Origin of the sequence: Ottowia thiooxydans DSM 14619, from assembly GCF_000422885.1 — a bacterium.
GTDB classification, from domain to species: Bacteria; Pseudomonadota; Gammaproteobacteria; order Burkholderiales; family Burkholderiaceae_C; genus Ottowia; species Ottowia thiooxydans.
Genome location: NZ_KE383945.1, coordinates 71,334 through 96,157, shown reverse-complemented (window position 1 = coordinate 96,157; position 24,824 = coordinate 71,334). Strand labels below are relative to the sequence as shown.

The 24,824-nt window shown below is 59.2% G+C and carries 21 protein-coding genes and 1 pseudogene; 19 read left to right on the top strand and 3 right to left on the bottom strand.

All coding sequences use genetic code 11. The features are described from left to right. Positions 1-34 precede the first annotated feature (34 nt). Positions 35-1,216, bottom strand: a complete 1,182-nt coding sequence (locus G518_RS0132680; protein ID WP_028606054.1) for an MFS transporter — start codon at positions 1,214-1,216, stop codon at positions 35-37. Positions 1,217-1,311: 95 nt separating this feature from the next. On the opposite strand from G518_RS0132680, the gene G518_RS0132675 reads away from it, so the two are divergent. Then, the gene (locus tag G518_RS0132675; protein WP_084652501.1) at positions 1,312-2,109 is read left to right on the top strand and encodes an AraC family transcriptional regulator; all 798 of its coding nucleotides are present in this window, start codon (positions 1,312-1,314) and stop codon (positions 2,107-2,109) included. A gap of 410 nt (positions 2,110-2,519) precedes the next feature. On the opposite strand, the gene corA is transcribed toward G518_RS0132675, so the two are convergent. Continuing rightward, positions 2,520-3,506, bottom strand: coding sequence for a magnesium/cobalt transporter CorA (gene corA, locus G518_RS0132670; protein ID WP_028606052.1), 987 nt, complete (start codon positions 3,504-3,506; stop codon positions 2,520-2,522). A gap of 312 nt (positions 3,507-3,818) precedes the next feature. Between corA and hpf the strand changes: the two genes are divergently transcribed. From hpf to hprK, 3 genes are all read left to right on the top strand, one after another. Next, complete coding sequence (gene hpf, locus G518_RS0132660; RefSeq protein WP_028606051.1) at positions 3,819-4,148, top strand: ribosome hibernation-promoting factor, HPF/YfiA family; 330 nt, start codon at positions 3,819-3,821, stop codon at positions 4,146-4,148. Between the two features lie 163 nt (positions 4,149-4,311). After that, complete coding sequence (locus tag G518_RS0132655; protein WP_028606050.1) at positions 4,312-4,782, top strand: PTS sugar transporter subunit IIA; 471 nt, start codon at positions 4,312-4,314, stop codon at positions 4,780-4,782. Positions 4,783-4,822: 40 nt separating this feature from the next. Continuing rightward, positions 4,823-5,776 carry an HPr(Ser) kinase/phosphatase gene (hprK, locus tag G518_RS0132650; RefSeq protein WP_028606049.1) on the top strand — a complete coding sequence of 318 codons (954 nt, stop codon included), beginning with the start codon at positions 4,823-4,825 and terminating at the stop codon, positions 5,774-5,776. 149 nt (positions 5,777-5,925) lie between these two features. Here the strand turns inward: hprK and fur are convergent, their stop codons facing one another. Next, positions 5,926-6,360 carry a ferric iron uptake transcriptional regulator gene (gene fur, locus G518_RS0132645; protein WP_028606048.1) on the bottom strand — a complete coding sequence of 145 codons (435 nt, stop codon included), beginning with the start codon at positions 6,358-6,360 and terminating at the stop codon, positions 5,926-5,928. A gap of 48 nt (positions 6,361-6,408) precedes the next feature. Here fur and G518_RS0132640 point away from each other — a divergent pair, with 48 nt between their 5' ends. From G518_RS0132640 to G518_RS40575, 15 genes and pseudogenes are all read left to right on the top strand, one after another. After that, a complete protein-coding gene (locus G518_RS0132640) occupies positions 6,409-6,990 on the top strand; it encodes an outer membrane protein assembly factor BamE (protein ID WP_425414327.1) in 582 nt (193 codons plus the stop codon). Then, the gene (dapB, locus tag G518_RS0132635) at positions 6,990-7,826 is read left to right on the top strand and encodes a 4-hydroxy-tetrahydrodipicolinate reductase (protein ID WP_051237662.1); all 837 of its coding nucleotides are present in this window, start codon (positions 6,990-6,992) and stop codon (positions 7,824-7,826) included. The genes G518_RS0132640 and dapB overlap by 1 nt, the downstream gene beginning before the upstream one ends. 196 nt (positions 7,827-8,022) lie before the next feature. After that, entirely contained in the window at positions 8,023-8,661 is a 639-nt protein-coding gene (locus G518_RS0132630) for a MotA/TolQ/ExbB proton channel family protein (RefSeq protein ID WP_028606045.1), read from the top strand. 86 nt (positions 8,662-8,747) lie between these two features. After that, the gene (locus tag G518_RS0132625; protein WP_028606044.1) at positions 8,748-9,197 is read left to right on the top strand and encodes an ExbD/TolR family protein; all 450 of its coding nucleotides are present in this window, start codon (positions 8,748-8,750) and stop codon (positions 9,195-9,197) included. 201 nt (positions 9,198-9,398) lie between these two features. Then, positions 9,399-12,104 carry a leucine--tRNA ligase gene (gene leuS, locus G518_RS0132620; RefSeq protein ID WP_028606043.1) on the top strand — a complete coding sequence of 902 codons (2,706 nt, stop codon included), beginning with the start codon at positions 9,399-9,401 and terminating at the stop codon, positions 12,102-12,104. After that, complete coding sequence (locus G518_RS0132615) at positions 12,101-12,613, top strand: LPS-assembly lipoprotein LptE (RefSeq protein ID WP_036596911.1); 513 nt, start codon at positions 12,101-12,103, stop codon at positions 12,611-12,613. The genes leuS and G518_RS0132615 overlap by 4 nt, the downstream gene beginning before the upstream one ends. A gap of 32 nt (positions 12,614-12,645) precedes the next feature. Beyond that, the gene (gene holA, locus G518_RS0132610; RefSeq protein ID WP_028606041.1) at positions 12,646-13,704 is read left to right on the top strand and encodes a DNA polymerase III subunit delta; all 1,059 of its coding nucleotides are present in this window, start codon (positions 12,646-12,648) and stop codon (positions 13,702-13,704) included. Positions 13,705-14,092: 388 nt separating this feature from the next. Then, positions 14,093-15,124, top strand: coding sequence for a Bug family tripartite tricarboxylate transporter substrate binding protein (locus tag G518_RS0132605; RefSeq protein WP_169458038.1), 1,032 nt, complete (start codon positions 14,093-14,095; stop codon positions 15,122-15,124). Between the two features lie 186 nt (positions 15,125-15,310). Beyond that, positions 15,311-15,973 carry a TetR/AcrR family transcriptional regulator gene (locus tag G518_RS38070; RefSeq protein WP_051237660.1) on the top strand — a complete coding sequence of 221 codons (663 nt, stop codon included), beginning with the start codon at positions 15,311-15,313 and terminating at the stop codon, positions 15,971-15,973. Positions 15,974-15,987: 14 nt separating this feature from the next. Further along, positions 15,988-16,776 carry a cyclase family protein gene (locus tag G518_RS0132595; protein WP_028606039.1) on the top strand — a complete coding sequence of 263 codons (789 nt, stop codon included), beginning with the start codon at positions 15,988-15,990 and terminating at the stop codon, positions 16,774-16,776. A gap of 61 nt (positions 16,777-16,837) precedes the next feature. Then, a complete protein-coding gene (locus tag G518_RS0132590) occupies positions 16,838-17,836 on the top strand; it encodes a Bug family tripartite tricarboxylate transporter substrate binding protein (protein ID WP_028606038.1) in 999 nt (332 codons plus the stop codon). Positions 17,837-17,911: 75 nt separating this feature from the next. Further along, positions 17,912-19,201, top strand: coding sequence for a glutamate-5-semialdehyde dehydrogenase (locus G518_RS0132585; RefSeq protein WP_028606037.1), 1,290 nt, complete (start codon positions 17,912-17,914; stop codon positions 19,199-19,201). Between the two features lie 78 nt (positions 19,202-19,279). Next, positions 19,280-20,566, top strand: coding sequence for a glutamate--cysteine ligase (gene gshA / locus G518_RS0132580; protein WP_028606036.1), 1,287 nt, complete (start codon positions 19,280-19,282; stop codon positions 20,564-20,566). A gap of 181 nt (positions 20,567-20,747) precedes the next feature. Then, entirely contained in the window at positions 20,748-22,616 is a 1,869-nt protein-coding gene (locus G518_RS0132575) for a potassium transporter Kup (protein WP_028606035.1), read from the top strand. Between the two features lie 534 nt (positions 22,617-23,150). Next, positions 23,151-24,824 (top strand): annotated as a pseudogene (locus G518_RS40575) (hypothetical protein); the annotation flags it as partial.

Sequence of the window (24,824 nt, the reverse complement as noted above, 5' to 3'; positions counted from 1 at the left end):
CTGTAGTTCGTAAACATGGCCGTGGGCTGGTCGCTCATGTCCCGATCCGTAGATTTCGTCCGGCCAGCAAGCCCATGATTGCGGCCATAAGTGCCAGAGCGGCGCACAGGCCCAAGGGTACCTGCCAGCTACCCAGCGAATCGCGCAGCGCTCCCACTGCGACGGGACCTATGGCAGCCAGTAGATAGCCTATGAACTGCGACATGCCTGATAGCGCGGCTGCTTGACCCGCATTCTCAGTACGAAGACCAATAAACGACAAACCCAAGATGATGCCCGCGCCGGTTCCACATCCGAACACGATCGACCAGACGAGCGCGAATTGCGGTGCCAGCAGAAACCCCATTAAGGCGACAAACGAGAGGCTGGCTGCCGCCGCGGCAGGCAGGCGTTGATCGCGCCTGCCGCGCAACATGGGTGCGAGCAGCAATCCCGGTATAGCCGTTGCCAGCTGAAGTACGCCGTGCAGCGAACCGGCTTCGGCAGGCGATAGGCCAGCGTCAGTCAAGATGCTCGGCAGCCAGCCGATAGCGACGTAGAAGACCACCGAATTAAGACCCAGAAACAACGTGACCTGCCAAGCGAGTGCCGAACGCAAAAGCTCGCCTCTGTAAAGCGGTGTTGGAGTAGAGGAAGCAGGTGCTGCGCGGGTGCCCAATTGCGGTATCCAAACCGCCAGGGCAGCCAGCGGGAGGATGAGAAAAGTGGCCAGCGCACCGCCCCAGCCCAGGGATTTGGCCAAGGGAACGACCGCCGCTGAGCCGAGCGCGGCGGCGATACCCATCGCCAGCGCATAAGCGCCCGTGAGCGCCGCAATGTTGTTGGGGAAGTCGCGCTTGATCAGGCTGGGCAGAAGCACGTTACCGGCTGCGATGCCCATGCCGATCAAGACCGTGCCGGCATACAAGCACGATACGGCGCTAACGGAGCGCAGCCCGATTCCCAGCGCAATGACCATGAGGGCTGTGAATAGCGTGCGCTCCAACCCGTATCTGCGGGCAAGCAGCGCGCTGATGGGCGACAGCAAAGCGAATGCGAGCAGCGGCAGGGTCGTCAGCGCGCCGGCTGCTGTCGTTCCCAGGCCAAAATCTGCCTGAATCGGCGCCAGCAGCGGTGGCATGGCCGTGATCGGGGCGCGCAGGTTGGCCGCAATCAGCAATATGCCGATCAACATCAGCGTTCGGCCGTTTGGACTTCGATAGGACACGGGATGCATCTGCAACTTCTATTGGCTTGTTGGTGGCGTAGAAGCTGACTCTAGGCATCTTTTTTTGATCTAATAGAGAGGAAAAGACAAGTAATCTCTAAATTGTGACAATCAACGTCTCCAGGTTGCGCCAGTCTCTGCATCGATTCGACCCGGATGGGGTGGATTGCACGGCCTTAGCCTTGCTTTTGGACGTGGCGCACAACGATGTGGAGCAGCCCATCCATCACCACCGCAAGGGGCAGTTGGTGATGGCCTTACGCGGTGGCGTGGTGTGTGAAGTGTCCAACGCGATGTGGATGGTTCCGCCGCACCACGCGGTATGGATTCCAGGCGGTATGCCCCACAGCAACCGCGCCACGAACAACGCGCGCATCTGCTTTTTGTTCGTTGAACCAGAAGCCTCGCAGATGCCGGACAAATGCTGCACCCTGGCAATAAGCCCGATGGTCCGGGAACTCATCCTGTATCTTGCAGACCAAGGTTTCGCGTATCCGAGACAGGGGGCCGCGGCACGCGTCGCTGCAGTGGTGCTTGAGCAATTGGCAACGGCGCCTATCGAGCGACTCCATCTGCCCGTATCGGACCATCCGAAAATCCGCTTCATCACGGATGCCTGGGAGCTTGACCCGTCAGATCGCCGCACGCTCGTGCAGTGGGCCGATCAACTGGCGGTCAGTGGTCGGTCACTGGCGAGGCTGGTTGAGCGCGAAACCGGCCTGAGCTTTGGCCGATGGCGTCAACAATGGCATTTGATCGTTGCGCTGCGCCAGCTCGCCGAAGGCTCACCGGTTCAACAGGTAGCCAGCAACCTTGGCTACGACTCGGTGACCGCATTCATCACCATGTTCAAAAAATCCCTAGGCCAACCCCCAGCCCAGTATTTCGCGTCGTTGCGTTAACCCAATTCCTGACAAGCCTCCCCTTCGGCGGCAGCGGACACGCGAAGCGAGGTAGCGTGGGGGCCATGTTTTCATCGCCGGGCCGCTCCCAAGATGAAATGCGGCCCCCTCGGGGGGCAGCGGACACGCGAAGCGAGCTAGCGTGGGGGCCATGTTTTCATCGCCGGGCCGCTCCCAAGATGAAAATGCGCCCCCTCGGGGGGCAGCGGACCATGCGCAGCAGGGGAGCGTGGGGGCTTAGTTTCATCGCCGGGCCGCTCCCAAGATGAAAATGCGCCCCCTCGGGGGGCAGCGGACCATGCGCAGCAGGGGAGCGTGGGGGCTTAGTTTCATCGCCGGGCCGTTCCCAAGATGAAATGCGGCCCCCTCGGGGGGCAGCGGACCATGCGCAGCAGGGGAGCGTGGGGGCACTATTTCAACCAGCCCCGGTGCCTGAAATACCACATAGGAAGCAGCGCGCTGCAAACCATGACCCCAATGGCCCATGCGTAGCCATACTGCCAATCCAGCTCTGGCATGGCCTTGAAGTTCATGCCGTAGATGCTGGCCACCAGCGTTGGTGGCAGCAAGGCCACACTGGCCACAGAGAACAGCTTGATGATGCGGTTCTGGTTGATGTTGATGAAACCCACGGTCGCATCCATCAAGAAGTTGATCTTGTCGAACAGGAAGGTGGTGTGGCCATCGAGTGAGTCCAGATCGCGCAGAATCTGCCGCGCCTCGTCGAATTGCTCCGCGCCCAGCATCTTGCTGCGCATCAGAAAGCTCACCGCACGGCGTGTGTCCATCACGTTGCGCCTGATGAGCCCGTTCAGATCTTCCTGTCGGGCAATGGCCGCGAGTACTTCGCTGGCGAGGGAGTCGGTCACGTTGTCAGAGAGCACCTTCTTGCTGGCCATTTCCAGCTCATCGTAGATGCCTTCCAAGGTGTCCGCAGAATATTCGGCGTCGCCGTCGTAGAGTTTGAGCAGCACTTCCTTGGCGTCTGCCAGCAGCCCTGGCATGCGCCGGGCGCGCATGCGCAACAGGCGAAATGCGGGTACAGACTCATCGTGGATTGAAAACAGTACGCCATGGCTGCGCAGGTTCTCATTGACCAGATTCAGGATAAACGCCACGCGCTCCTGGCGCGGTTCGTCCCAATCGGCCACCAAAAAGTCACTGCGAATGTGCAGTTCGCCGTTGTCTTCTTCGTAAAAGCGTGCAGATTCCTCGATGTCCTCATCCATCGCATCTTCAGGAATCGAAAGTCCGTAATATTGCTTGATCCAACGCTTTTCTTCGGGCGTCGGGTCTTCGAGATCAACCCAGATAGGGCGGAATTGGGAAAGCTCTTCCAGAGACTCGATTTCTTCCTGGAACAGCCGCCCATTTGTGAGCGTGAAGATGTTGAGCATGGTTCCCTCGGCGTGGACGAACTCTGAAGTTAGGGGCGTTGGCAGTCTCGGTCCTGAGAGTGAAACCTCACGCACGGGCGGATTCGGCACGACGCCTTCGAGAAAGCCTTCTCAGGTGCGACGAACGAAACAGCCGGCGATTATGGCACCGCAACATGACCCTGCCGCGCGAAGGCCGGGTTGCGTTTGACGGGTTTCACAGGCATAGTGATCCTTAATGACATCAGTTTGACACGAGCGCTATTTTTTTCGTGGCTGCCCAGCCGGCGCGGCAGGCAGCCTGTTTCACCCTGAGGCCAAAGGAGGCTCTTCATGAACTTGACGATCAGTGGACACCATCTTGAAGTCACCCCCGCGTTGCGTAGTTATGTAACCGGCAAGCTGGACCGGATAACCCGGCATTTCGACCAGGTGGTCGATGTGAAAGTCCTCCTGACGGTGGAAAACCAGAAGGAAAAAGACAAGCGTCAACGAGCGGAATGCAACATTCGTGTCAAGGGGAACGATCTCTTCGCGGAAAGCGCGCACGAGGATTTATATGCGGCTGTGGACGATTTGATGGATAAACTAGACCGTCAGGTGGTGCGCCACAAAGACAAGCTGCAATCCCATGATCATGCGGCTGCCAAGCATTTGATGTAGGATCTTATTACAACAACGAGCGAAGACTGTAGACTCCATCTTGCAAGCCGCCGCGGGCAGCCGGGCGGCTTTCTTTTTTCACGGTTTCCGGAGCAGGAGCAGGTTTTGGCATTTTTGCCTGCCTGAATCCAGGCATACAGGGAGCATAATTCGCGTCGAACCCATGAACCGACTCGCGTCCATTCTTCCCTCCTCGCAGGTGCTGGTAGCCGTTGATGCCACCAGCAAGAAGCGCGCCTTTGAGGAGGCGGGCTTGCTGTTCGAGAATCTGCATGGCTTATCGCGTGCGCTGATCACCGACAGCCTTTTCGCTCGTGAACGCCTTGGCTCCACGGGCCTGGGGCACGGGGTAGCGATCCCGCACGGGCGTATCAAAGGCCTTAAGGCGCCTATGGCGGCCGTCCTGCAGCTCACCCAACCCATCGGATTCGATGCTCCGGATGAGCAGCCGGTGCGTTTGCTGATTTTTCTGCTGGTACCCGAAGCTGCCACGCAAAAGCATCTGGAGATCCTCTCCGAGATCGCTGAGCTGCTCAGCGACACGGCGCTGCGCGAAAAAATAAAGTCGGCCTCCAGCGTGGAGTCACTTCACGGCCTGATCGCCGATTGGCAACCCACGCTGCCTCCCGCATAAGGTCAGTCGGTCCACCTGATCGTTGACGCGTTTTTCCTTCATGAAGCCCTCCGCCATCAGCGCAGACGTTCTGTTCGAGGATCATCGCGCAACCCTGCGCTGGCAATGGATTGCGGGGCTTGGTGCGCGGGAGCGACGCTTCGATGAAGTGGCGGTCAGTGCAGCCCGTTCCAGCGCGGATCTGGTCGGGTATTTGAACTACATCCACCCCTACCGGGTGCAGATCCTGGGTGAGCGTGAGGTCGCTTACCTGAGCAATGGATCTGCCGCAGACGGTGCGCGCCGCATCTCCCGCATCGTGACGCTCGAACCGCCGGTATTGGTTCTGTGCGATGGCCTGACTGTGCCGGACGCACTGGTGTCGCTCTGCGAACGGGCGCAGATTCCGCTATTTGCCACGCAAGATTCGGCGGCATTCGTCATCGATGTGCTGCGGGCCTATTTGTCCAAGCATTTTGCCGACCGCACCACCATGCACGGCGTATTCATGGACATCCTGGGTCTGGGCGTGCTCATTACCGGTGAATCGGGGCTGGGCAAGAGCGAGCTGGGCTTGGAGCTGATTTCCCGCGGCAACGGCCTGGTGGCTGATGATGCCGTGGATCTGTATCGGATCAACCAGACCACCATTGAAGGCCGTTGCCCTGAGCTCCTACAGAACCTGCTGGAGGTGCGCGGCATCGGCTTGCTCGATATCCGCGCGATCTTTGGAGAGGCTGCAGTGCGCAGACGCATGCGCTTGCGCCTGATCGTGCATCTGGTACGGCGCGAGACGATGGAGCGTGACTACGAACGGATGCCTTACGAGCCGCTCACCCAGGAAGTGCTGGGCATATCGATCCAGAAAGCGGTGATCCAGGTGGTGGCAGGCCGCAACATCGCGGTGCTGGTCGAGGCGGCAGTGCGCAATCACATCCTGCAGTTGCGCGGCGTGGATACCTATCAAGAGTTCGTTGAGCGCCACCGGCGCGCGATGGAAAAGGGCGGCGACTGACCGGAGTCATTCCGGTCGTCCTTTTTCGCAAAAAACTTGTAAAACTTTTGCGGTGCAGCATGCCGCAGGCGTGCATCAGTAAGGGCGGCGATCCCTGAGCGGCCACTCGCGTGGAAACAGGAGCGCCGGGGCGTTCCTGTTGAGAAAAACTATTTCCTGGTGGGCCTGTGCGGGCAAGCGGTCTTGATGCAGTTGGCATAGAGGCTGAGCGCGTGATCGGCGATCACGAAGCCTTTGAGCTTGGCCACTGCGTTCTGCCGCGCTTCAATCTCGCCATCGTAGAACTCTTCCACATGGCCGCAATCCAGGCACACGAGGTGATCGTGATGCTGTTCTTCTCGCAGTTCGTACACTGCCTTGCCGGTTTCGAAATGGTTTCGGCTAAGAATGCCGGCTTGCTCAAACTGCGTAAGCACCCGGTAAACAGTCGCTAAACCGATGTCCGAATGATCGGCCAGCAGTAATCGGTAGACGTCTTCGGCCGTCATGTGCCGCTGATCGGCTCTCTGGAAAATTTCCAGAATCTTGAGCCGAGGCAATGTGGCCTTTAGGCCGGTACTCTTTAATTCGTCTATGTTGTCCATTCTGGCGCCGCTACAATGTCCAGCCGTATTGTGCATGAGCTGGGATCAATGTCTCCATCGCCCCAAACCCTTGTCCGCGAACCTCAGCGGGCCATGCGGATGCTGCTGGTGGTCAGTGTGACCGCCGCGCTGACCGTCACCCTGACGGCTTGCAGCAGTTTTAACCGCGCCACACTAGGTATGGCCGACGCGCTGACACTCTATAAACCAGAAGTGGTGCAGGGAAATTTCGTCTCCAAAGAGCAGGTCGCCGCGCTACAGCCGGGCATGACGCGTCTCCAGGTACGTGACATCCTGGGTACCCCTTTGCTGACCAGTGTCTTTCACGGTGACCGCTGGGATTACGTGTTTTCCTTGCGCCGCCAAGGTGTAGAGCCGCAGAATTTCCGCCTCACGATATTCTTCGAAGGCGACAACGTAGCCCGCTTCGAGGGCGATGATATGCCCAGCGAAACCGAATTCGTGCAGCGGATCAGCCGCAAGCGTGACATCAAGGTACCCACCTTGGAGGCTACTGAAGACCAACTGGCTCGTTTCCCTGCCGCACCCGCTTCTACGGCCCCGGTGGTCGATACACCGGTGGAAGCCACGCCTTCGGGCAGCTACCCTCCTCTGGAGGTGGCTCGCTGATGGGACACGCCGCTACTGTTGCAGAATCGCACGCCATTCACCACATCGCCGTTGCGGGCGCCAGCGGCCGCATGGGCCAGATGCTGATAGATGCCGTCCAGGTGGCAGACGATTGCCGGCTGACCGGCGCTCTCGATCGCACGGATAGCCCCGCACTCGGCGCAGATGCTGGTGCGTTTCTGGGCCATTCCACCGGAATTCGCATCACTTCTGATTTCGCGGTCGGCTTGAAAGGCGCGCAAGCGCTGATCGATTTCACTCGGCCCGAAGCCACCATGGTGCATCTGGCCGCTTGCCGCGCTCAAGGCGTGGGGCTCATCATCGGCACTACCGGGTTCTCTGTAGAGCAAAAAGCCGAGATCGCAGAAGCTGCCAAGCACATCCCCATCGTGATGGCTCCCAACATGAGCGTTGGCGTCAATGTGACGTTCAAACTCCTTGAAATGGCGGCCAAGGCACTGTCTACCGGCTATGACATCGAAATCATCGAGGCTCACCATCGTCACAAGGTCGATGCACCGAGTGGCACGGCCCTCAAGATGGGTGAAGTGATCGCGGATGCTTTGGGCAGAGACCTGAAAGATTGCGCCGTGTATGAGCGTTACGGCCATACGGGCGAGCGGGATCCTTCGTCCATTGGCTTTGCCACCATCCGCGGCGGCGACATTGTCGGTGACCACACGGTCATCTTTGCGGGCACTGGCGAACGCATTGAAATCAGCCACAAGGCTGGAAGTCGTGCGGGGTATGCCCAGGGTAGCTTGCGCGCAGCCAGGTTCCTCGCTGGCAAGCCACAAGGCCTGTTCGACATGTTTGATGTGTTGAGTTTGCGGTGAACACCCCCCCTGAGTCGCTTACGCGCCTTCCCCCTGGGGGGGACGACACTGGCGGCCGGGCGAAGCCCGCTCCGCGGTGTCACTTGTCTGGCTTGCTCCGCAGCCTCTCGAATTTCAAGAGGTGCTAACGGTGAACCTTTTCGTCGTGCACGTTTCTAATCCCGTTCTGCGGTCAATTGACTAAGATCTGAAATCTATGAATTTGCAACAAGTTTTTTCGCAGAGCGACGCCATCGGCAAGTTGGTGGCTATTTTGCTGCTCGTGATGTCGATCGCCAGCTGGGTGGTCATTCTGTACAAGGGATGGCTGCTGCGGCGCGCGAGCGGTAATGTGGCTTCCAGTGTGGCGGCGTTCTGGCAAGCCTCCAACTTGGAAGAGGGCGCTGCTCGGGCGCGTGAGTTGGATCAGGGCGCCTTGGTTTCGCCTTTGATTGAGGCCACACAAAAGCCTGCGGGCGGTACCTTGGCTGCGGCGGGGGATCGGGCGCAGCAGCTCACGCGTGTGTTGCGCGATGCACTGCATGGCGTGTTGCATCGGCTGCATTTCGGCCAGGTGCTGCTGGCTACCATTGGCTCTACCGCCCCTTTCGTGGGTTTGCTGGGCACGGTGTGGGGCATCTATCACGCGCTGACCGGCATCTCTGGTAGCGGGCAGATTTCCATCGACAAGATCTCTGGCCCCGTGGGCGAGGCGCTCATCATGACCGCTGCCGGCTTGGCTGTAGCCATTCCGGCCGTGCTGGCCTATAACTGGTTTGGCCGCATTGTGGGGCGCATCGAGGCGGACCTGGAAGGCTTTGCGCGCGATCTGCGGGAGCTGACATCTCACGGCTGATGCTTCGCTCACGGACATGAAACTCCCTCTGATTCACTCGTTGGTTTCACTGGCTGGATTGGCGCACAGCGCTATGGATAACTGATATGGCTTTCGGAAGACTCGAACGCGCCAAGGGCTCAGAGCCCATGAGTGACATCAACGTCACGCCGTTGGTGGATGTGATGCTGGTGTTGGTGGTGATTTTCATCATCACCGCTCCCCTGCTGGCCAGCTCTATCCGTCTGGATCTGCCCAAGACGGATGCCGCCAAGCCAGGCGATCCACCCAAGTTCGTGACATTGGTGGTGGATAAGAGCGGCCAAGTTTTTTTCAACGACAAGATGGTCACCAGACACGAGATGGTATTGGCGCTGACTGACGCCGCTCGTGCGGACGCTCAAACCGAAGTGCAGCTGCGCGCGGATCAGAGCGTGCCCTACGGACGCGTGGTTGAGGTCATGGGTGAGGCGCAAAAGGCCGGATTGAACCGCATTGGCTTCGTCGCCGATGCCCCCGCCGTAGCGACCCCACCTGGGCCAGCTGCCAGCCGTTAAGTTTCCTGGAGCGTGTTCAGGATCTATCCGGGACCGGATAGATCCTGAACACGCTCTTTCGTCCGCTATGACCGGCCAAACTGTTTATTCCCCGCGGAAGAGGCGAAAAAATCGCAGCTGTGGCTAAATAACCAGGCTGAAAGCGGTTCAGCCAGATGCCCGCGCGTGAACTCTCCTTGCACGCCACCTACAATTTACCCCATGGAAGAAAAATACAGCCACCGCGAGGTCGAGGCGGCCGCGCAGGCGCACTGGCAAGCCTTGGACGCTTATCGCGTCGTTGAAGACTCGAGCAAGGAGAAATACTACGCTTGCTCCATGCTGCCCTACCCCAGCGGCAAGCTGCACATGGGCCATGTGCGCAACTACACCATCAACGACATGCTGGCGCGCCACCTGCGGATGAAGGGCTACAACGTCCTGATGCCCATGGGCTGGGATGCTTTTGGCCTGCCGGCAGAGAACGCAGCTCTCAAGAACGGTGTGCCTCCCGCCAAGTGGACCTACGAGAACATCGCCCATATGAAGGGCCAGATGAAGGCCATGGGCTTGGCCATCGACTGGAGCCGTGAAGTCGCCACATGCGATCCCAGCTATTACAAGTGGAACCAGTGGCTGTTCCTGAAGATGCTGGAAAAGGGCATTGCTTACCGCAAAACCCAGGTGGTTAACTGGGATCCGGTAGATCAAACTGTGCTGGCCAATGAGCAAGTCATTGATGGCCGTGGCTGGCGGACCGGCGCGTTGGTGGAAAAGCGTGAAATCCCGGGGTATTACCTGAAGATCACCGATTACGCCGAGGAACTGCTCGAACACGTCCAGCAAAAATTGCCGGGCTGGCCCGAGCGCGTCAAGCTGATGCAGGAAAACTGGATCGGCAAGAGCGAAGGCGTGCGATTTGCTTTCACGCACGACATCAAGGGCGAAGACGGCCAGCTAATCCAGGATGGCCGCATGTACGTGTTCACGACACGTGCCGACACCATCATGGGTGTCACGTTCTGCGCGGTGGCGCCTGAGCATCCGCTGGCAACGCACGCAGCCCGCAACAACCCGGCACTGGCCGCGTTCATTGAACAGTGCAAGCAGGGAGGCACCACAGAGGCGGAGCTGGCCTTGCGTGAAAAAGAGGGCATGCCCACAGGCCTTTCCGTCACGCACCCGTTGACGGGAGATGAAGTGCCGCTGTGGGTCGGCAACTACGTGCTGATGAGTTATGGCGACGGCGCTGTCATGGGCGTGCCGGCGCACGACGAGCGCGATTTCGCATTTGCCCGCAAGTACACCCTGCCCATCATCGAAGTTGTGCATGTTGATGGCTTTCACTACGATTACGAGCAGTGGAACGACTGGTACGCCGATAAAGAGCGCGGTGTGACCATCAATTCCGACAGCTTCAGCGGACTGGGTTTCCGGGAAGCTGTGAATGCGGTAGCCAGCGCACTTGCCCAAGAAGGTTTGGGCGAAAAGAAAATCACCTGGCGCTTGCGCGACTGGGGCGTGAGCCGCCAGCGCTACTGGGGCACCCCGATTCCGATGATCCATTGCGCTGCGTGCGGAACGGTGCCGGTGCCGGAAAAAGATCTGCCTGTGGTGCTTCCACTGGATCTGGTGCCAGACGGCAGTGGCAACCCCCTGAACAAGAGCGAGGCGTTTCTCAAAGTCGATTGTCCGTGCTGCGGCCAGCCCGCGCGGCGTGAGACCGACACCATGGACACGTTCGTAGATTCGTCCTGGTACTTCATGCGCTATTGCGATCCGGTCAACGCAGAGGCCATGGTGGGTGAGGGCACCAGCTACTGGATGCGCGATCAGCAGGCCGCCACAGGTGGCAGCGGCATGGACCAATACATCGGTGGCATCGAACACGCCATCTTGCATTTGCTGTATGCGCGCTTTTGGACCAAGGTGATGCGCGATCTGGGTCTGGTCAGCATTGACGAGCCGTTCACGCGTCTGCTCACCCAGGGCATGGTGCTCAACCACATTTACTCGCGTCGCACTGAAAAAGGTGGCGTGGAGTATTTCTGGCCAGCCGATATAGATCCCGTGCTGGATGCCGATGGCAAGCAGGTGGGTGCCAAGCTCAACAAGGCTGTAGGCGATCTGCCTGTTGGTACGCCTATCGACTATGAGGGCGTGGGCACCATGTCCAAGTCGAAGAACAACGGCGTGGATCCCAAGGAGTTGATCGAAAAATACGGCGCGGACACTGCACGCCTGTACACCATGTTTGCTGCGCCGCCAGAAGCGACGCTCGAATGGAACGATGCGGCTGTAGAAGGCAGCTACCGCTTCCTGCGCCGGGTTTGGAATTTTGGCGTCAAGTTGAAGGCCATTGAAAATGTGGCGGCCTTTGCATTGCTGGCTGGCGCTGCCAGCCAGAATGGCATTGAGCTGTCGAAGGCGGCCAAGGCGCTGCGGCATGAACTGCACACCGTGTTGGGCCAGGTCGACTACGACTACCAGCGCATGCAGTACAACACCGTCGTTTCCGGCGCGATGAAAATACTCAATGCTCTGGAAGGCTTCAAGGGCGATGGCTCGCGCGGCGACGTGGCGGCGCAAGTTGAAGGTTTCTACAAGCTCTTGCGAGTGCTCTACCCCGTGACACCGCATTTGACCCACACCTTGTGGCAAGACCTGGGTTTCGCTGCAGTACAAGGCGAGTTGCTCGATGCTCCCTGGCCTCAGCCTGATCCTGCTGCATTGATTCAAGACGAGATCGAACTCATGCTTCAGGTGGGTGGCAAATTGCGCGGATCTATCCGCGTGCCTGCCGGAGCCAGCAAGGAAGAGATCGAGGCCGCAGCGCTTGCCAGTGAAGTGTTCCTCAAGCACAGCAATGGTGGTGCGGTTCGCAAGCTCATTGTTGTGCCGGGCCGCTTGGTCAACATCGTGCTATGAGCCACTCAGTGAACACCCGGCGGCGCTTTCTGCTCGCTTTGCCCGTGCCCATGGTCTTGGCCGGCTGCGGTTTTGCGCTGCGCAAGCCACCGGATTTCAGCTTCCGCTCGATCTACGTGGCTATGTCGCCAGGGTCTTCGCTAGGCAATGAGTTGCGCCGCCAACTCACCGGCACTGGCCGGGTACAGGTCATTACGGATGTGGCCAAACGCAATGAGGCCGATGTGGTGCTTGAGGGTCTGCAGGATCTGCGCGAACGCGTGGTGGTGGGCCTGAACGCTTCCGGACAGGTGCGCGAATTTCAGCTGCGTGTGCGCTTCAAGTTCCGCGTGCGTACCCCGGCTGGGAAGGATGTGATCCCGGATACCGAGATCCTCCGGCAGATCGATCAAAGCTATAGCGAAACCGCGGCCTTGTCCAAAGAGGCGGAGGCGCTGATGCTCTACGACAATATGCAAACCGACATCGTGCAGCAGGTTCTGCGCCGGCTTGCCACGATCAAAGTATGACCTTCGCGCACACGTTCTAAAGCTTGCAACCTATGCAGCTCGCTCTTGCTCAACTCTCCAATCATCTGCAAAAAGGCCTGCGCTCGCTTTATGCGTTGCACGGCGACGAAGCCTTGCTGGTGCAAGAGGCTGCGGACGCCATCCGTGCGCAGGCGAGAGCGCAAGGTTACGGCGAGCGCACGGTGCATACCGTGGCCGGTGCCCATTTCGACTGGAGTGCGGTGTTGGCTGCCGGGGCCTCTCTCAGCCTGTTTGCGGACAAGCAGATTGTGGAGGTCCGCATTCCCTCCGGAAAACCGGGTAAGGAAGGTAGCGCTGCACTTCAGCAAATAGCCACCAGCGCAGTGGGCGATGAAGCCACGCTCACACTGGTGTTGCTACCGCGCCTGGACAAAGCCACGCGCAGTGGCGCGTGGTTCGGCGCGCTGGAAGGCTCTGGCGTATCCATACAGGTTGATTCGGTGGAGCGCCCGGCGCTGCCTCAGTGGATCGCCCAGCGCTTGGGCTTGCAAGGCCAGCGTGTGGCGACTGGCGAAGATGGGCAGCGCGCGCTGCAGTTCTTTGCAAACCGCGTGGAAGGCAATCTTCTGGCGGCACATCAGGAAATTTCCAAACTGAGCCTGCTGTATCCGGCGGGCGAGCTGAGCTTCGAGCAGATTGAGGCGGCGGTGCTCAATGTGGCCCGCTACGATGTATTCAAGCTCTCAGAAGCCGTGCTTGGCGGCCAGCGTGCGCGGGTGCAGCGCATGCTCGACGGCTTGAAAGCAGAGGGAGAGGCTGAGGTCTTGGTGCACTACGCCATTTCTGAGGATATTCGCGCCCTCAAGCGCGTGAAAGACGCCATTGCCGACGGGCGTCCTATGCCTGTTGCCCTGCGTGAACAGCGTATCTGGGGCTTGCGTGAGCGGCTGTTCGAGCGCGTCATTCCCAGCATCGGAGACGTCACACTGTCGAACTTGCTTCATGCTGCCCAGCAAGTTGATGGCATCGTGAAGGGCTTGAAAAGCCCGGGTTGGCCGGTAGAGCCTTGGCAGGCGCTGCACCGGCTGGCGCAGGGGCTGTGCGGCGCCTGCGCTGCCGCACGTACTTAGAGCCTGTTCAAAGTCTCCTCGCGGTCCCATTGCGCCCGTTGCACGGCGCCCGAACAACCGCGTCTGCGGCGTTGCCTACGCCGGCCGCGAAAATACTCGCGATACCATAAGGTATCCCTGCGTTTTTCGTCGCATGGGCGCACCCCTTGCAGCCACAGCTTTTCGAACACAATGGCCCTCGCGCAGAGACTTTGAACAGGCTCTTAGCCCGCTGATCTTAAGCAGCTTCACTTAAAGCGCGGTGGCGCGTTTCAATACATTAAGTTGTCTTAATAAACTTATTGGATTTGTTGGATTGTCGATAGTGTGAAGCCTCGCTACATTGATGCTGTTACCGCCACAGCGGAAGCAAACATCAAGATTTCTTAAGAAAGCAAAGGTGTGTGAGGTGCATCATTTCTCGTCATTCAACGGCCGGGATGAGAGTCTCCCAGGCGCCATCGATACCCACCGGCGGTCAGCCCTTCGTCGGCTGGCGAGCTTGCCGCTTTTGGCTGCTCCCGGCTTGGCATGGGCGAGCGATAAACCCGTCAATACGCCCGTCAACATGATCGTGCCCTTCGCACCCGGCGGCACCAGCGACATCATTGCCAGGACACTGGCTGGCGCAGCGGCGCGCCAAACCGGGGGTGTGTTTGTCGTGGAGAACAGAGCGGGGGCGTCTGGCTTGATCGGACTGCAAGCGGTTGCCAAGGCGCAGACCGATGGTCGGTCGCTGCTGCTGGGCAATATCGCTACCCAAACCATAGCTCCCCATCTCTACAAAAAAGTAGGCTACCCGACCATCAAGGACTTTCGTCCCTTGATATTGACGGGGCGAACGACCAACGTCGTTGTGGTGCACCCCGACAACGGCATTCGGAACTTCAAGGAAATGGATGCTCGTATGCGGGGGCCGCAGGCGCTTGTCTATGCCTCAGGCAGCATAGGTGGTTCGCCGCATTTGAGCTTCGAGTTGCTCAAACAGCGCCTCGGTTGGCAGTGCGAACATGTGCCCTACAAGGGGGCTGGGCCGATGATCACGGATCTGCTTGGCGGTCAGGTCAAGGTCGCGATCGACAACTTGCCGACCATGTTGCCTTTGATTCGGCGCGGCGCCGTCATTCCGATCGGGATCACCAGCGCCCAGCGTTGGTCAGAGGCCAAGGAGATCCCGACGTTTTCAGAAATGGGCATCGCCGACTATGACGTGGATGCCTGGTTTGGCGTGTTCGCACCCCGAAAAATGCCTGACGACGTGGCGACCAGGTTTGCCGAAATATTCCGAACGGCACAGGAAGACCCGGCAGTGCGCGAGAAATTCGACGGTCTGGGCGCAAGGATTGATCCACTCATGCTCAACCGTTTCGAGACTTTTATTGCTGAGGAGGACAAGCGTTGGTCCGAAGTGATCAGCCGCGCCAACATCAAGGTGGAATGAATCCTGGCGCCAATTCATAGCGCCACGAGAAGCTGCGGCCAGGAAACTACGTAGTAACACGTATTTTTTTCGATCAATTCAAATTTATATTTCAAATATGAATTTGAATTTTGAATTTTCGCCGAAATGAACGAGCCAGCCAGCGGTTCGACTGGAGTGTCTGAGGGATCGACGCGGGCGCGGATCATGGCCGCTGCCCTCCGTGTCTTTGCCACTCGCGGCTTCGAGGCAGCCACGCTCAAGGAAATCACCTTGACCAGCCAGACAAACGTGGCCGCCATCCATTACCACTTTGGCTCCAAAGAAGTGCTCATACAGGAGGTGCTGGCCTCGGTGGCAAACCCGATCAATAGCTTGCGTCTGGAGTTATTGAACTCGGTGCCTGAGGGGCCGGAGCGAACACTCGTTCACGTGGTGCGTTCGTTGGTGGCGCCCCCGATTCAGCTGAGTCTGGATTCGACAGGTGATGCTCGCTTGCTGACCCGCTTGCTACTGCAGGCGCGGGCATTGCCCAGCGAGTTCACTTCCACCACCATCTTTGCCCAGTACGACGCCACTGCCCAGCACTTTGTGCGGGCGCTCATGGCCGCTACCCCTGGCTTGTCTCAGCAAGATGCCTATTGGCGCTATGCATTTGCGATTGGTGCCATGCACTACATCGTCAGTGAATCGGATGCGGGCCACCACCGGCTGCAACGCATCTCCGGTGGGGTGTGCGACACAAGTGACCCCGACGCCATCCTCAGCCAGCTTGTGGCCTTCGTGGTCGCAGGCTTTCAGGCAAGCACTCCCTCGCCGGTAGAACCAAACGCCCAAGGCCACCGCGTAGAGCCCCTCCATCTTTTATGAACTGATCAAAAATCATGACACGACGCATCATTGACCTGTCGGTCACGCTGGAAGACAAGCAGACTTCCCCTGCGCATCACCGGCCGACCATCGAATATTCCAACCACGACGAATCGTGGCCGCTTTTCAGCAAGCTATTTCCGGGCATTGGGCCTGAGTCGCTCCCTGATGGCAAAGCCTGGGCAGTGGAGCGTATCTCGCTGTCTACGCATGCGGGCACCCATATGGATGCCCCATGGCATTACCACCCCACTACAGACCATGCCCTGCAACCCGGCGGACGCGCTAGTCCTGGCATTGACGAGGTGCCACTCGATTGGTGTTTGCGCCCGGGCGTGAAGCTGGATTTCCGCCACTTTGAGGCAGGTTATGTGGTCACACCGGAAGACGTAGAAGCGGAGTTAAAGCGCATCGGCTATGAGCTTCAGCCCCTGGATATTGTGGTGGCCAACACCCGTGCGGGTGCGCGCCAAGGCCAGGAAGACTATTGGGAAAGCGCCTGTGGGTTCGGACGCGCGGCCACGCTTTACTTGCTTGAAAGAGGTGTCCGCGTGGTGGGCACGGACTCCTACAGCTGGGACGCCGCGTTTAAATTCGTCGTGGAGCGCTTCCAGCGCGATGGGGACCCTTCGATCATTTGGGAGGGCCACAAGGCGGGGCGCGATATTGGCTACTTCCAGATGGAAAAGCTCGCGAACCTCGATCAGCTTCCCTCTCACGGTTTTCAGCTCAGCTGCTTTCCAATCAAGATCAAGCACAGCTCTGCAGGATGGGTTCGCGCAGTCGCCATCCTGAACGATTAGGGCCTGTCGGCTACCTTTTTTAGTTCACAACCAGATTAATTTTTCCTTGGATTCACTACCTATGTTCCGCACCCTCGCTCAGCTTCCACGCAGGCACTTCGTACGCAACTCGGTCGCACTGGTGGCGGCTTCTCTGGCGGCGGGCGTGCCCGCGGTGGCGTTCGCACAGTCTTATCCAAGCCAGCCTATCCAGATCGTGGTGCCTTTTCCTGCAGGCGGCATTGTGGACAACGTCACGCGCAAGCTGGGCGTGCAGCTCGGTGCCTCGCTGGGGCAAACGATCGTGATCGATAACAAAGCAGGTGCGGGCGGCTCCATCGGCGCGGCTCAGGTCGCACGTGCCAAGCCTGATGGCTACACCCTGCTTTCCGCGTTCGACACGCACGCCGTCAACCCCTTGCTTTACAAGCTGCCCTTCGACTCCGACAAGGACTTGAAGCCGGTGGTGCAGATTGCGACTTCCCCCTTGGTACTCTTGGTGCACCCTTCAGTGCCCGCCAAGACCGTGCAGGAGCTTGTGGCACTGGCTAAAGCGAAGCCGGACTTGCTCAACTATGCGTCGACCGGCGCTGGCAGCTCCAACCACTTGACGGCAGAGCTTTTCAAATCGATCACGGGCGCCTCGATGCTGCACGTTCCGTACAAGGGCGGCGCTCCCGCCATCACGGATATCGTGGGAGGCCAGGTTCAGGTGATGTTCGTGAGCGTGACTTCGGTGCTTGGGCATATTCGCTCAGGCAAGCTGCGGCCGCTGGCAGTCACCTCGAAAGAGTCTATTGCCGCGCTGCCTGACGTGCCCGCAATTGGAGACACCTATAAGGGTTTTGAGGTGTATTCGTGGGTTGGTCTGCTGGCCCCTGCGGGCGTGCCCAACGACATCGTGGCGAAACTGAATGCGAACGTAAATGCAGCGCTCAAGACGCCCGATGTGCAGAAGTTTCTAGAGGACCAATCTTTGAAGCCGGTAGGAGGCACACCTGAGCAGTTCGGGGCTTATATGAAGGCAGACACTCAGAAATGGAAAGAGTTGATTCAGAAGGCCAACATTAAGGTGGATTGAAGTTGAGGACCGGAGCCGAGTGGGGAATTCGGCGGCTCGAATGCGCTGTGAGCTACGAGATGCGAAAATCTCCCCATGAACGCTCTTAATGTCGCCGAGACCATGCAACTGCTCGGCCTGCAGGCGCGCCAGGCCTCCAGTGCCATGGCACGCGCCTCCACGGCCGCTCGCAACGAAGCCCTGCGCGAATTGGCCAGGCTTTTGCGTGCCAATACCGAGGCACTGCAAACTGATAACGCGCGCGATCTGGAGCGCGCCCGCGCCGCCGGCCTAGCTGAGCCCATGGTCGATCGGCTCAAGCTGACACCCAAAATCCTCGAAACCTGTGCCCAGGGCTGTGAGCAGCTTGCTGCCATGGCGGACATCATTGGCGACATCGTCGGCCTCAAGCAGCAACCCAGCGGCATCCGCGTTGGGCAGATGCGGGTACCGATCGGGGTGTTCGGCATGATCTATGAAAGCCGGCCCAACGTCACCATAGAGGCCGCTTCCTTGAGCATCAAGAGCGGCAACGCTTGCATATTGCGCGGCGGCTCCGAGGCCATTGATTCCAACAAGGCGCTTGCAGCCCTGGTGCGCCAGGCTTTGGCCGCTGCCGGATTACCGCAAGAGGCGGTGCAACTGGTGCCCACCACTGACCGTGCCGCTGTTGGCCAGTTGATCACCATGCCGCAATACGTGGATGTGATCATTCCACGCGGCGGCAAGGGGCTTATTGAGCGCATCAGTGCGGAGGCCAAGGTGCCTGTCATCAAACACCTTGATGGGAATTGCCATACCTACGTGGATGATCCTTGCGATCTCGACATGGCTGTCAAGGTGGTTGACAACGCCAAGACGCAAAAATATAGCCCCTGCAATGCCACTGAGAGCTTGCTGGTGGCGCGCAGCGTGGCCCAGGCGTTCCTGCCCCTTATGGGCGCCATTTTTGCCGCCAAGGGCGTGGAAATGCGCTGTGATGCGCCAGCTGCTGCCATTCTTGGAGCGGCTTCTCTGCCTGCTACTGCGGTCGTTGTGGCCGCACAGGAAAGTGATTGGTTCGAAGAGTATTTGGCGCCTGTCATCAGCATCAAGCTCGTGGACGGCTTAGACGAAGCCATTGCGCATATCAACCGATACAGCAGCCACCATACAGACGCCATCCTGACGCGCGATCACATGCACGCTCAACGGTTTTTGCGTGAAGTGGATTCAGCCAGTGTCATGGTGAATGCCAGCACTCGTTTCGCAGATGGTTTCGAGTTTGGTCTGGGTGCCGAAATCGGTATCAGCACTGACAAGTTCCACGCTCGAGGCCCGGTGGGTATCGAGGGCCTGACCTCTCTCAAGTGGGTGGTTCTTGGCGAAGGCGAAACCCGCTCATAGAGGCAGAAGGGGCACCTGATCATCTATACAGGCAAACCCTACTACACTGGTGGGCTAATCCAATAAGCGCAATCGCCCATGGTCCCCCACCTAATTACTGCTCTGACCGGTCCCATCAACGAGTTGGAGCAGCGCATTCTCGATGCCACCCCGGTGATCGAGCGTTGGTTTCGGCTGGAGTGGATGGAGCACACACCGCCTCTGTACTGCTCGGTGGACATCCGCAACGCTGGCTTCAAGCTCGCGCCCGTAGATACCAACCTCTACCCCGATGGCTGGCACAACTTGTCGCCTGAAACACTGCCACTGGCGGTGCAGGCAGCACAAGCTGCCATCGAAAAAATCTGCCCTGAGGCGCGCGGCCTCATGATCGTGCCGGAGAACGGCAAGCCTTCCAGCTTTTACCTGGCCAGCCTTGAGCGTTTGCAGCAGATCTTCCGCATGGCCGGGCTGAGCGTGCGCTTTGGCTCCATTGATCCCGCGCTTAAGAAATCCACCTCGATCAAGCTTCCAGATGGTGAAAAAATCACGCTGGAACCGGCGCTGCGCATGCGTTACCGCTTGGGATTGAAGGATTTCGATCCCTGCACGATTTTGCTGAACAATGACCTTTCAGCCGGACCACCCGGAATTCTGGAAGAGCTTCACGAGCAGTACCTGTTGCCGCCGTTACAGGCGGGCTGGAGCGTGCGGCGCAAGAGCCGGCATTTCAGGTCCTACGAAGAAGTGAGCAAGCGCTTCGGTAAATTGCTGGGCATTGATCCGTGGCTGATCAATCCCATGTTCTCCTCCTGTGGCGAGATCGACATCAATGAGCCGGCCGGCATGGAGTGCCTACGCAGCGAAACTGATGCGCTGCTGGTCAAGATCAAGCGCAAATACAAGGAATACGGCATTAACGAGAAGCCGTTTGTGGTTGTGAAGGCAGACAGCGGTACGCGTGGCATGGGCATCATGACCGTGCGAGACGCCAAGGATCTCGATCAGCTCACGTCCAAGACGCGTGCCCGGGTCGCGCCGCAAATGCCAGGTGGCGCCGTTCTCATTCAGGAAGGCGTCTTAACCAACGAGCGCATCCATGACGCCGTGGCCGAGCCAGTGGTCTACATGATCGACCGCTACGTGGTGGGCGGTTTTTACCGCGTGCACGCTGATCGTGGAGCAGATGAAAACCTGAATGCTCCTGGCGCGCACTTCGTACCGTTGGCGTTTGCGGGTGGCAACCAGTTGCCGCGTGCAGGGATGAAGCCCGGTGCCAGCGCACCCAACCGGTTTTACATGTACGGTGTGATTGGACGCTTGGCGATGGTCGCTGCCAGCTACGAGCTGGAAGCCACAGACCCGGAAGTGCGCGAGCTTTTGTAAGCATCGAGCAAGTTTGAATAGCGCGGCGGCGTTCCGAGGCCTCCGCGTTCCATAGGTACTGGTTGTTTTCACGCCCAAGTCTCGTCGGCGGAGTGCTCAAACTCTCCCATTTTCGGTTTAGCTGGCGCAAAATAGCCCTCCTCGAAATCACCGCTTCGTCCGGCCGGACGGGGCTTTTTTTGTGTCCTCATCGAAATCCGCACTGGGACCATTGATTGTTGGCGCCATTGGCGTCGTCTATGGCGACATTGGTACCAGCGTTCTGTATTCGGTCAAAGAGGTGTTCGGCGGCGGCCACGTCGAATTCACGCCAGACAACATCTACGGCGTACTGTCGATGTTCTTCTGGACCTTGACCACCATTGTCTCGGTCAAATACGTGGTGCTCGTGCTGCGAGCAGACAACAACGGCGAGGGCGGCCTAGTCGCCATGCTCACGTTGGCTTCGCGCGCGGTGGCTGATCGCCCGCGTTTGCGCAACATCATGCTTCCCGTGGGTATCTTCGGAGCCTGCCTGTTCTATGGCGATGGCGTCATCACGCCGGCCATTACCGTTCTGGGCGCTATGGAAGGCCTGGAGGTGGTTTCCCCCGCTTTCAAAGGCTACGTGATTCCGCTCACCCTGGTGGTGCTGACCGTGCTCTTCGCCGTGCAAAAAAGCGGCACGGCAGGCATTGGGAAGCTCTTCGGGCCGGTGATGTTGGTATGGTTTGCCGTGATCGCTGTGCTGGGGGTGTACCAGATCGCAGGGCACACGGAGATCCTGTGGGCGCTTAACCCCTGGCACGCCTGGAAATTCGCCTGGCATTACCCAGGCCTCACTTTCATTTTGCTGGGCGCCATCGTGCTGTGCGTCACGGGGGCAGAGGCGCTGTATGCCGATATGGGGCATTTCGGCAAGAAACCCATCCGCATCGCCTGGTTCACCATTGCCATGCCGGCGCTCACACTCAATTATTTTGGCCAAGGTGCCTTGCTGCTGGCTGAGCCGCAAGCCAAAACCAATCCATTTTTCATGATGGCGCCCGATTGGGCTCAATTGCCCCTGGTGGTGCTGGCCACCGCCGCAGCCGTCATTGCCTCACAGGCGCTTATTTCCGGTGCCTTCAGCGTTACCAAGCAGGTGGTGCAACTGGGTTATCTGCCGCGCCTGCAGGTGCTGCACACCAATGTGAAGGAGGCCGGGCAGATCTACATGCCTTTGGTGAACTGGAGCTTGTACGTCTTGATTGTTCTGGCGGTGGGCATGTTCCGCTCTTCCGGCAATCTCGCCGCTGCCTATGGGATCGCGGTCACCACAGACATGCTGATCACCACCGTGTTGACCTTCTTCGTTATCCGGTACGCATGGAAGCTGCCTCTCGTGGTGTGCCTGGCCGCCACGGGCCTGTTCTTTACCGTAGACATCCTGTTCTGGGCATCCAATTTGCTCAAGCTATTCCATGGTGGCTGGTTCCCGCTGGTGATTGCTGGTGCTGTGTTCACACTGATGCTGACGTGGCGCGATGGCCGCGCCTTGCTCAACGAATCTCTGCGCACCACCTCCATTGGCCTGAACGATTTCCTGGAAGCCATCTTCATCGCTCCACCGCAGAGGGTAGAGGGCACAGCCGTGTTCCTGGCTGCCGAGCCAGGGGTCGTGCCCAACGCGCTGATGCACAACCTCAAACACAACAAGGTGCTGCATCGGCAAAACCTGTTCGTGACTGTGCGCAGCCACGAGGTGCCCTGGGTTGGCCTGGACAAGCGGGTGGAGGTGGAACCCCTGGGCCATGATTGCTGGCAGGTGATTGTTCACTACGGTTTCAAGAACGATCCGGACCTGCCCAAGGCGTTGGCGAACATTACTGGGCGCGGCGTCGATCTCAACCCCATGACGACCAGCTACTTTCTCTCGCGCGACATTGTCAGCCCTACCTTCGGGCCCGGCATGTCCGCCTGGCGCGAGAAGTTGTTCGCACAGATGCACCACAACGCGAGTGCGGCTGCGGAGTTCATGAATCTGCCTAGCAATGCGGTGGTGGAGTTGGGTTCGAAGGTCGAGATTTAGGCCCCCCTGAGTCGCTGGCGCGCCTTCCCCCTGGGGGGACGTAACCAGCGGCCTGGCAAAGCCAGCTCCGCGGCTACACCCGCATGGCCTGCTCCGCGGCCGTCGGAGCTTCGCTGGGGGGGTGCTCCCTTTCCCGCAGGCGGGAGAGGGTTGGGGCGGCCGGCTGCGGCGTGAGGGATAGCGGCGATTGATTGGGCGCAAACGCATTTAACTTCTTTTGAGCTCCCCACCGACGTGATTCGTTTGAACAGCGCTGGCTCGGCGCGGGAGTTGGTGGTGCCGATGGCGCTGGAGCTGCCAACCCTACTTTTCCCTGCAATTGCGCACTGCTCGGTCCATGCCTGCATTTCCGCCGAAATTGCAATGGCGATCAATGCTAAAGGATTCATGCGGAATTTGGAGCCCTTAAAAACTCCCCTCATGTAGCCCAGTTGGGCTACATACAAACGCGTTGCAAAGCGTTCAAATCAGGTAACTGAATTTATTTCAGGCGAGGCACGGAGATCCATGCCCAGAAATACCGGTGGGGGGAACATGACTTCATTCAAAAAACAGGAACTGTTTCAGGAGCACGCCCGTTGTGTCGGCTCGGTTTTGTGGAATGGCTGGCTGCGCCTGCTGGGGGTCTTAGGGTTGTTGCTCGCGGTGCTGGCACCTACGGCCAATGCGCAGTCCCTCACGGATCCATGGGAGCGGGTCGGGGCGTTACCGTCGTTGGTCGTGGGTCCGGTTGAGTACACCTCGCTTGCCTTTGGCCCTGATGACAAGCCCTATGTGGCTTACCGTGATGGTGCCTATGGCTACAAAGCCAGCGTGATGCGTTTGAACAGCGCGGGCACGGCGTGGGAGGCAGTAGGTGGGGCCGGGTTTTCGGCGGGTGGGGTGCAATACACTTCACTAGCTTTCGGCCCTGATGGCACGCCCTATGTGGCTTACCGGGACGTTGCCAACGGCAACAAAGCCAGTGTGATGCGTTTGAACAGCGCGGGCACGTCGTGGGAGGCAGTAGGCGGGGCAGGGTTTTCGGCGGGTGTGGCTGAGTACACCTCGCTGTCTTTCGGCCCTGATGGCAAGCCCTATGTGGCTTATCGGGACGTGGCGAATGGCCTCAAAGCCAGCGTGATGCGTTTGAACGGCGCGGGCACGGCGTGGGAGGCAGTAGGTGGGGCAGGGTTTTCGGCGGGTGGGGTTGAGTACACCTCGCTATCTTTCGGCCCTGATGGCAAGCCCTATGTGGCTTATGCGGACAGTGCCAATGGCTACAAAGCCAGCGTGATGCGTTTGAATAGCACGGGCACAGCGTGGGAGGCAGTAGGTGGGGCTGGGTTTTCGGCGGGTTGGGCTGAGTACACCTCGCTGTCTTTCGGTCCTGGTGGCAAGCCTTATGTGGCATATGCGGACGGTGCCAATGGCAGCAAAGCCAGCGTGATGCGTTTGAACATCGCGGGCACGGCGTGGGAGGCAGTAGGTGGGGCAGGGTTTTCGGCGGATTGGGCTGAGTACACCTCGCTGGCTTTCGGCCCTGATGGCAAGCCCTATGTGGCTTACCGGGACTTTACCAATGGCAACAAAGCCAGCGTGATGCGTTTGAACGGCGCGGGCACGGCGTGGGAGGCAGTAGGTGGGGCAGGGTTTTCGGCGGATTGGGCTGAGTACACCTCGCTGGCTTTCGGCCCTGATGGCAAGCCCTATGTGGCTTACCGGGACGTTGCCAATGGCAACAAAGCCAGCGTGATGCGTTTGAACGGCGCGGGCACGGCGTGGGAGGCAGTAGGTGGGGCCGGTTTTTCGGCGGGTGCGGCGTATGACACCTCGCTTGCCTTTGGCCCTGATGACAAGCCCTACGTGGCTTACCGGGACGTTGCCAATGGCAACAAAGCCAGCGTGGTGCGTTTGAACAGCGCGGGCACGGCGTGGGAAGCAGTAGGTGGGGCAGGGTTTTCGGCGGATTGGGCGTTTGACACCTCGCTGTCTTTCGGCCCTGATGGCAAGCCCTATGTGGCTTATCAGGACCATGCCAATGGCCTCAAAGCCCGCGTGATGCGTTTGAACAGCTTGGGCACGGCGTGGGAGTCTGTAGGTGGGGCAGGGTTTTCGGCGGGTGTGGCTCACTACACCTCGCTGTCTTTCGGCCCTGATGGCAGGCCCTATGTGGCTTATCGGGATGAGGCCAATGGCGACAAAGCCAGCGTGATGCGTTTGAACAGC

What these genes read in the sequence shown, in the direction of transcription:
- G518_RS0132680 (WP_028606054.1), bottom strand. Translation starts at nt 1,216, where the DNA reads ATGCATCCCGTGTCCTATCGAAGTCCAAACGGCCGAACGCTGATGTTG.
- corA (WP_028606052.1), bottom strand. Translation starts at nt 3,506, where the DNA reads ATGCTCAACATCTTCACGCTCACAAATGGGCGGCTGTTCCAGGAAGAA.
- hpf (WP_028606051.1), top strand. Translation starts at nt 3,819, where the DNA reads ATGAACTTGACGATCAGTGGACACCATCTTGAAGTCACCCCCGCGTTG.
- G518_RS0132655 (WP_028606050.1), top strand. Translation starts at nt 4,312, where the DNA reads ATGAACCGACTCGCGTCCATTCTTCCCTCCTCGCAGGTGCTGGTAGCC.
- hprK (WP_028606049.1), top strand. Translation starts at nt 4,823, where the DNA reads ATGAAGCCCTCCGCCATCAGCGCAGACGTTCTGTTCGAGGATCATCGC.
- fur (WP_028606048.1), bottom strand. Translation starts at nt 6,360, where the DNA reads ATGGACAACATAGACGAATTAAAGAGTACCGGCCTAAAGGCCACATTG.
- G518_RS0132640 (WP_425414327.1), top strand. Translation starts at nt 6,409, where the DNA reads ATGTCTCCATCGCCCCAAACCCTTGTCCGCGAACCTCAGCGGGCCATG.
- dapB (WP_051237662.1), top strand. Translation starts at nt 6,990, where the DNA reads ATGGGACACGCCGCTACTGTTGCAGAATCGCACGCCATTCACCACATC.
- G518_RS0132630 (WP_028606045.1), top strand. Translation starts at nt 8,023, where the DNA reads ATGAATTTGCAACAAGTTTTTTCGCAGAGCGACGCCATCGGCAAGTTG.
- G518_RS0132625 (WP_028606044.1), top strand. Translation starts at nt 8,748, where the DNA reads ATGGCTTTCGGAAGACTCGAACGCGCCAAGGGCTCAGAGCCCATGAGT.
- leuS (WP_028606043.1), top strand. Translation starts at nt 9,399, where the DNA reads ATGGAAGAAAAATACAGCCACCGCGAGGTCGAGGCGGCCGCGCAGGCG.
- G518_RS0132615 (WP_036596911.1), top strand. Translation starts at nt 12,101, where the DNA reads ATGAGCCACTCAGTGAACACCCGGCGGCGCTTTCTGCTCGCTTTGCCC.
- holA (WP_028606041.1), top strand. Translation starts at nt 12,646, where the DNA reads ATGCAGCTCGCTCTTGCTCAACTCTCCAATCATCTGCAAAAAGGCCTG.
- G518_RS38070 (WP_051237660.1), top strand. Translation starts at nt 15,311, where the DNA reads ATGGCCGCTGCCCTCCGTGTCTTTGCCACTCGCGGCTTCGAGGCAGCC.
- G518_RS0132595 (WP_028606039.1), top strand. Translation starts at nt 15,988, where the DNA reads ATGACACGACGCATCATTGACCTGTCGGTCACGCTGGAAGACAAGCAG.
- G518_RS0132590 (WP_028606038.1), top strand. Translation starts at nt 16,838, where the DNA reads ATGTTCCGCACCCTCGCTCAGCTTCCACGCAGGCACTTCGTACGCAAC.
- G518_RS0132585 (WP_028606037.1), top strand. Translation starts at nt 17,912, where the DNA reads ATGAACGCTCTTAATGTCGCCGAGACCATGCAACTGCTCGGCCTGCAG.
- gshA (WP_028606036.1), top strand. Translation starts at nt 19,280, where the DNA reads ATGGTCCCCCACCTAATTACTGCTCTGACCGGTCCCATCAACGAGTTG.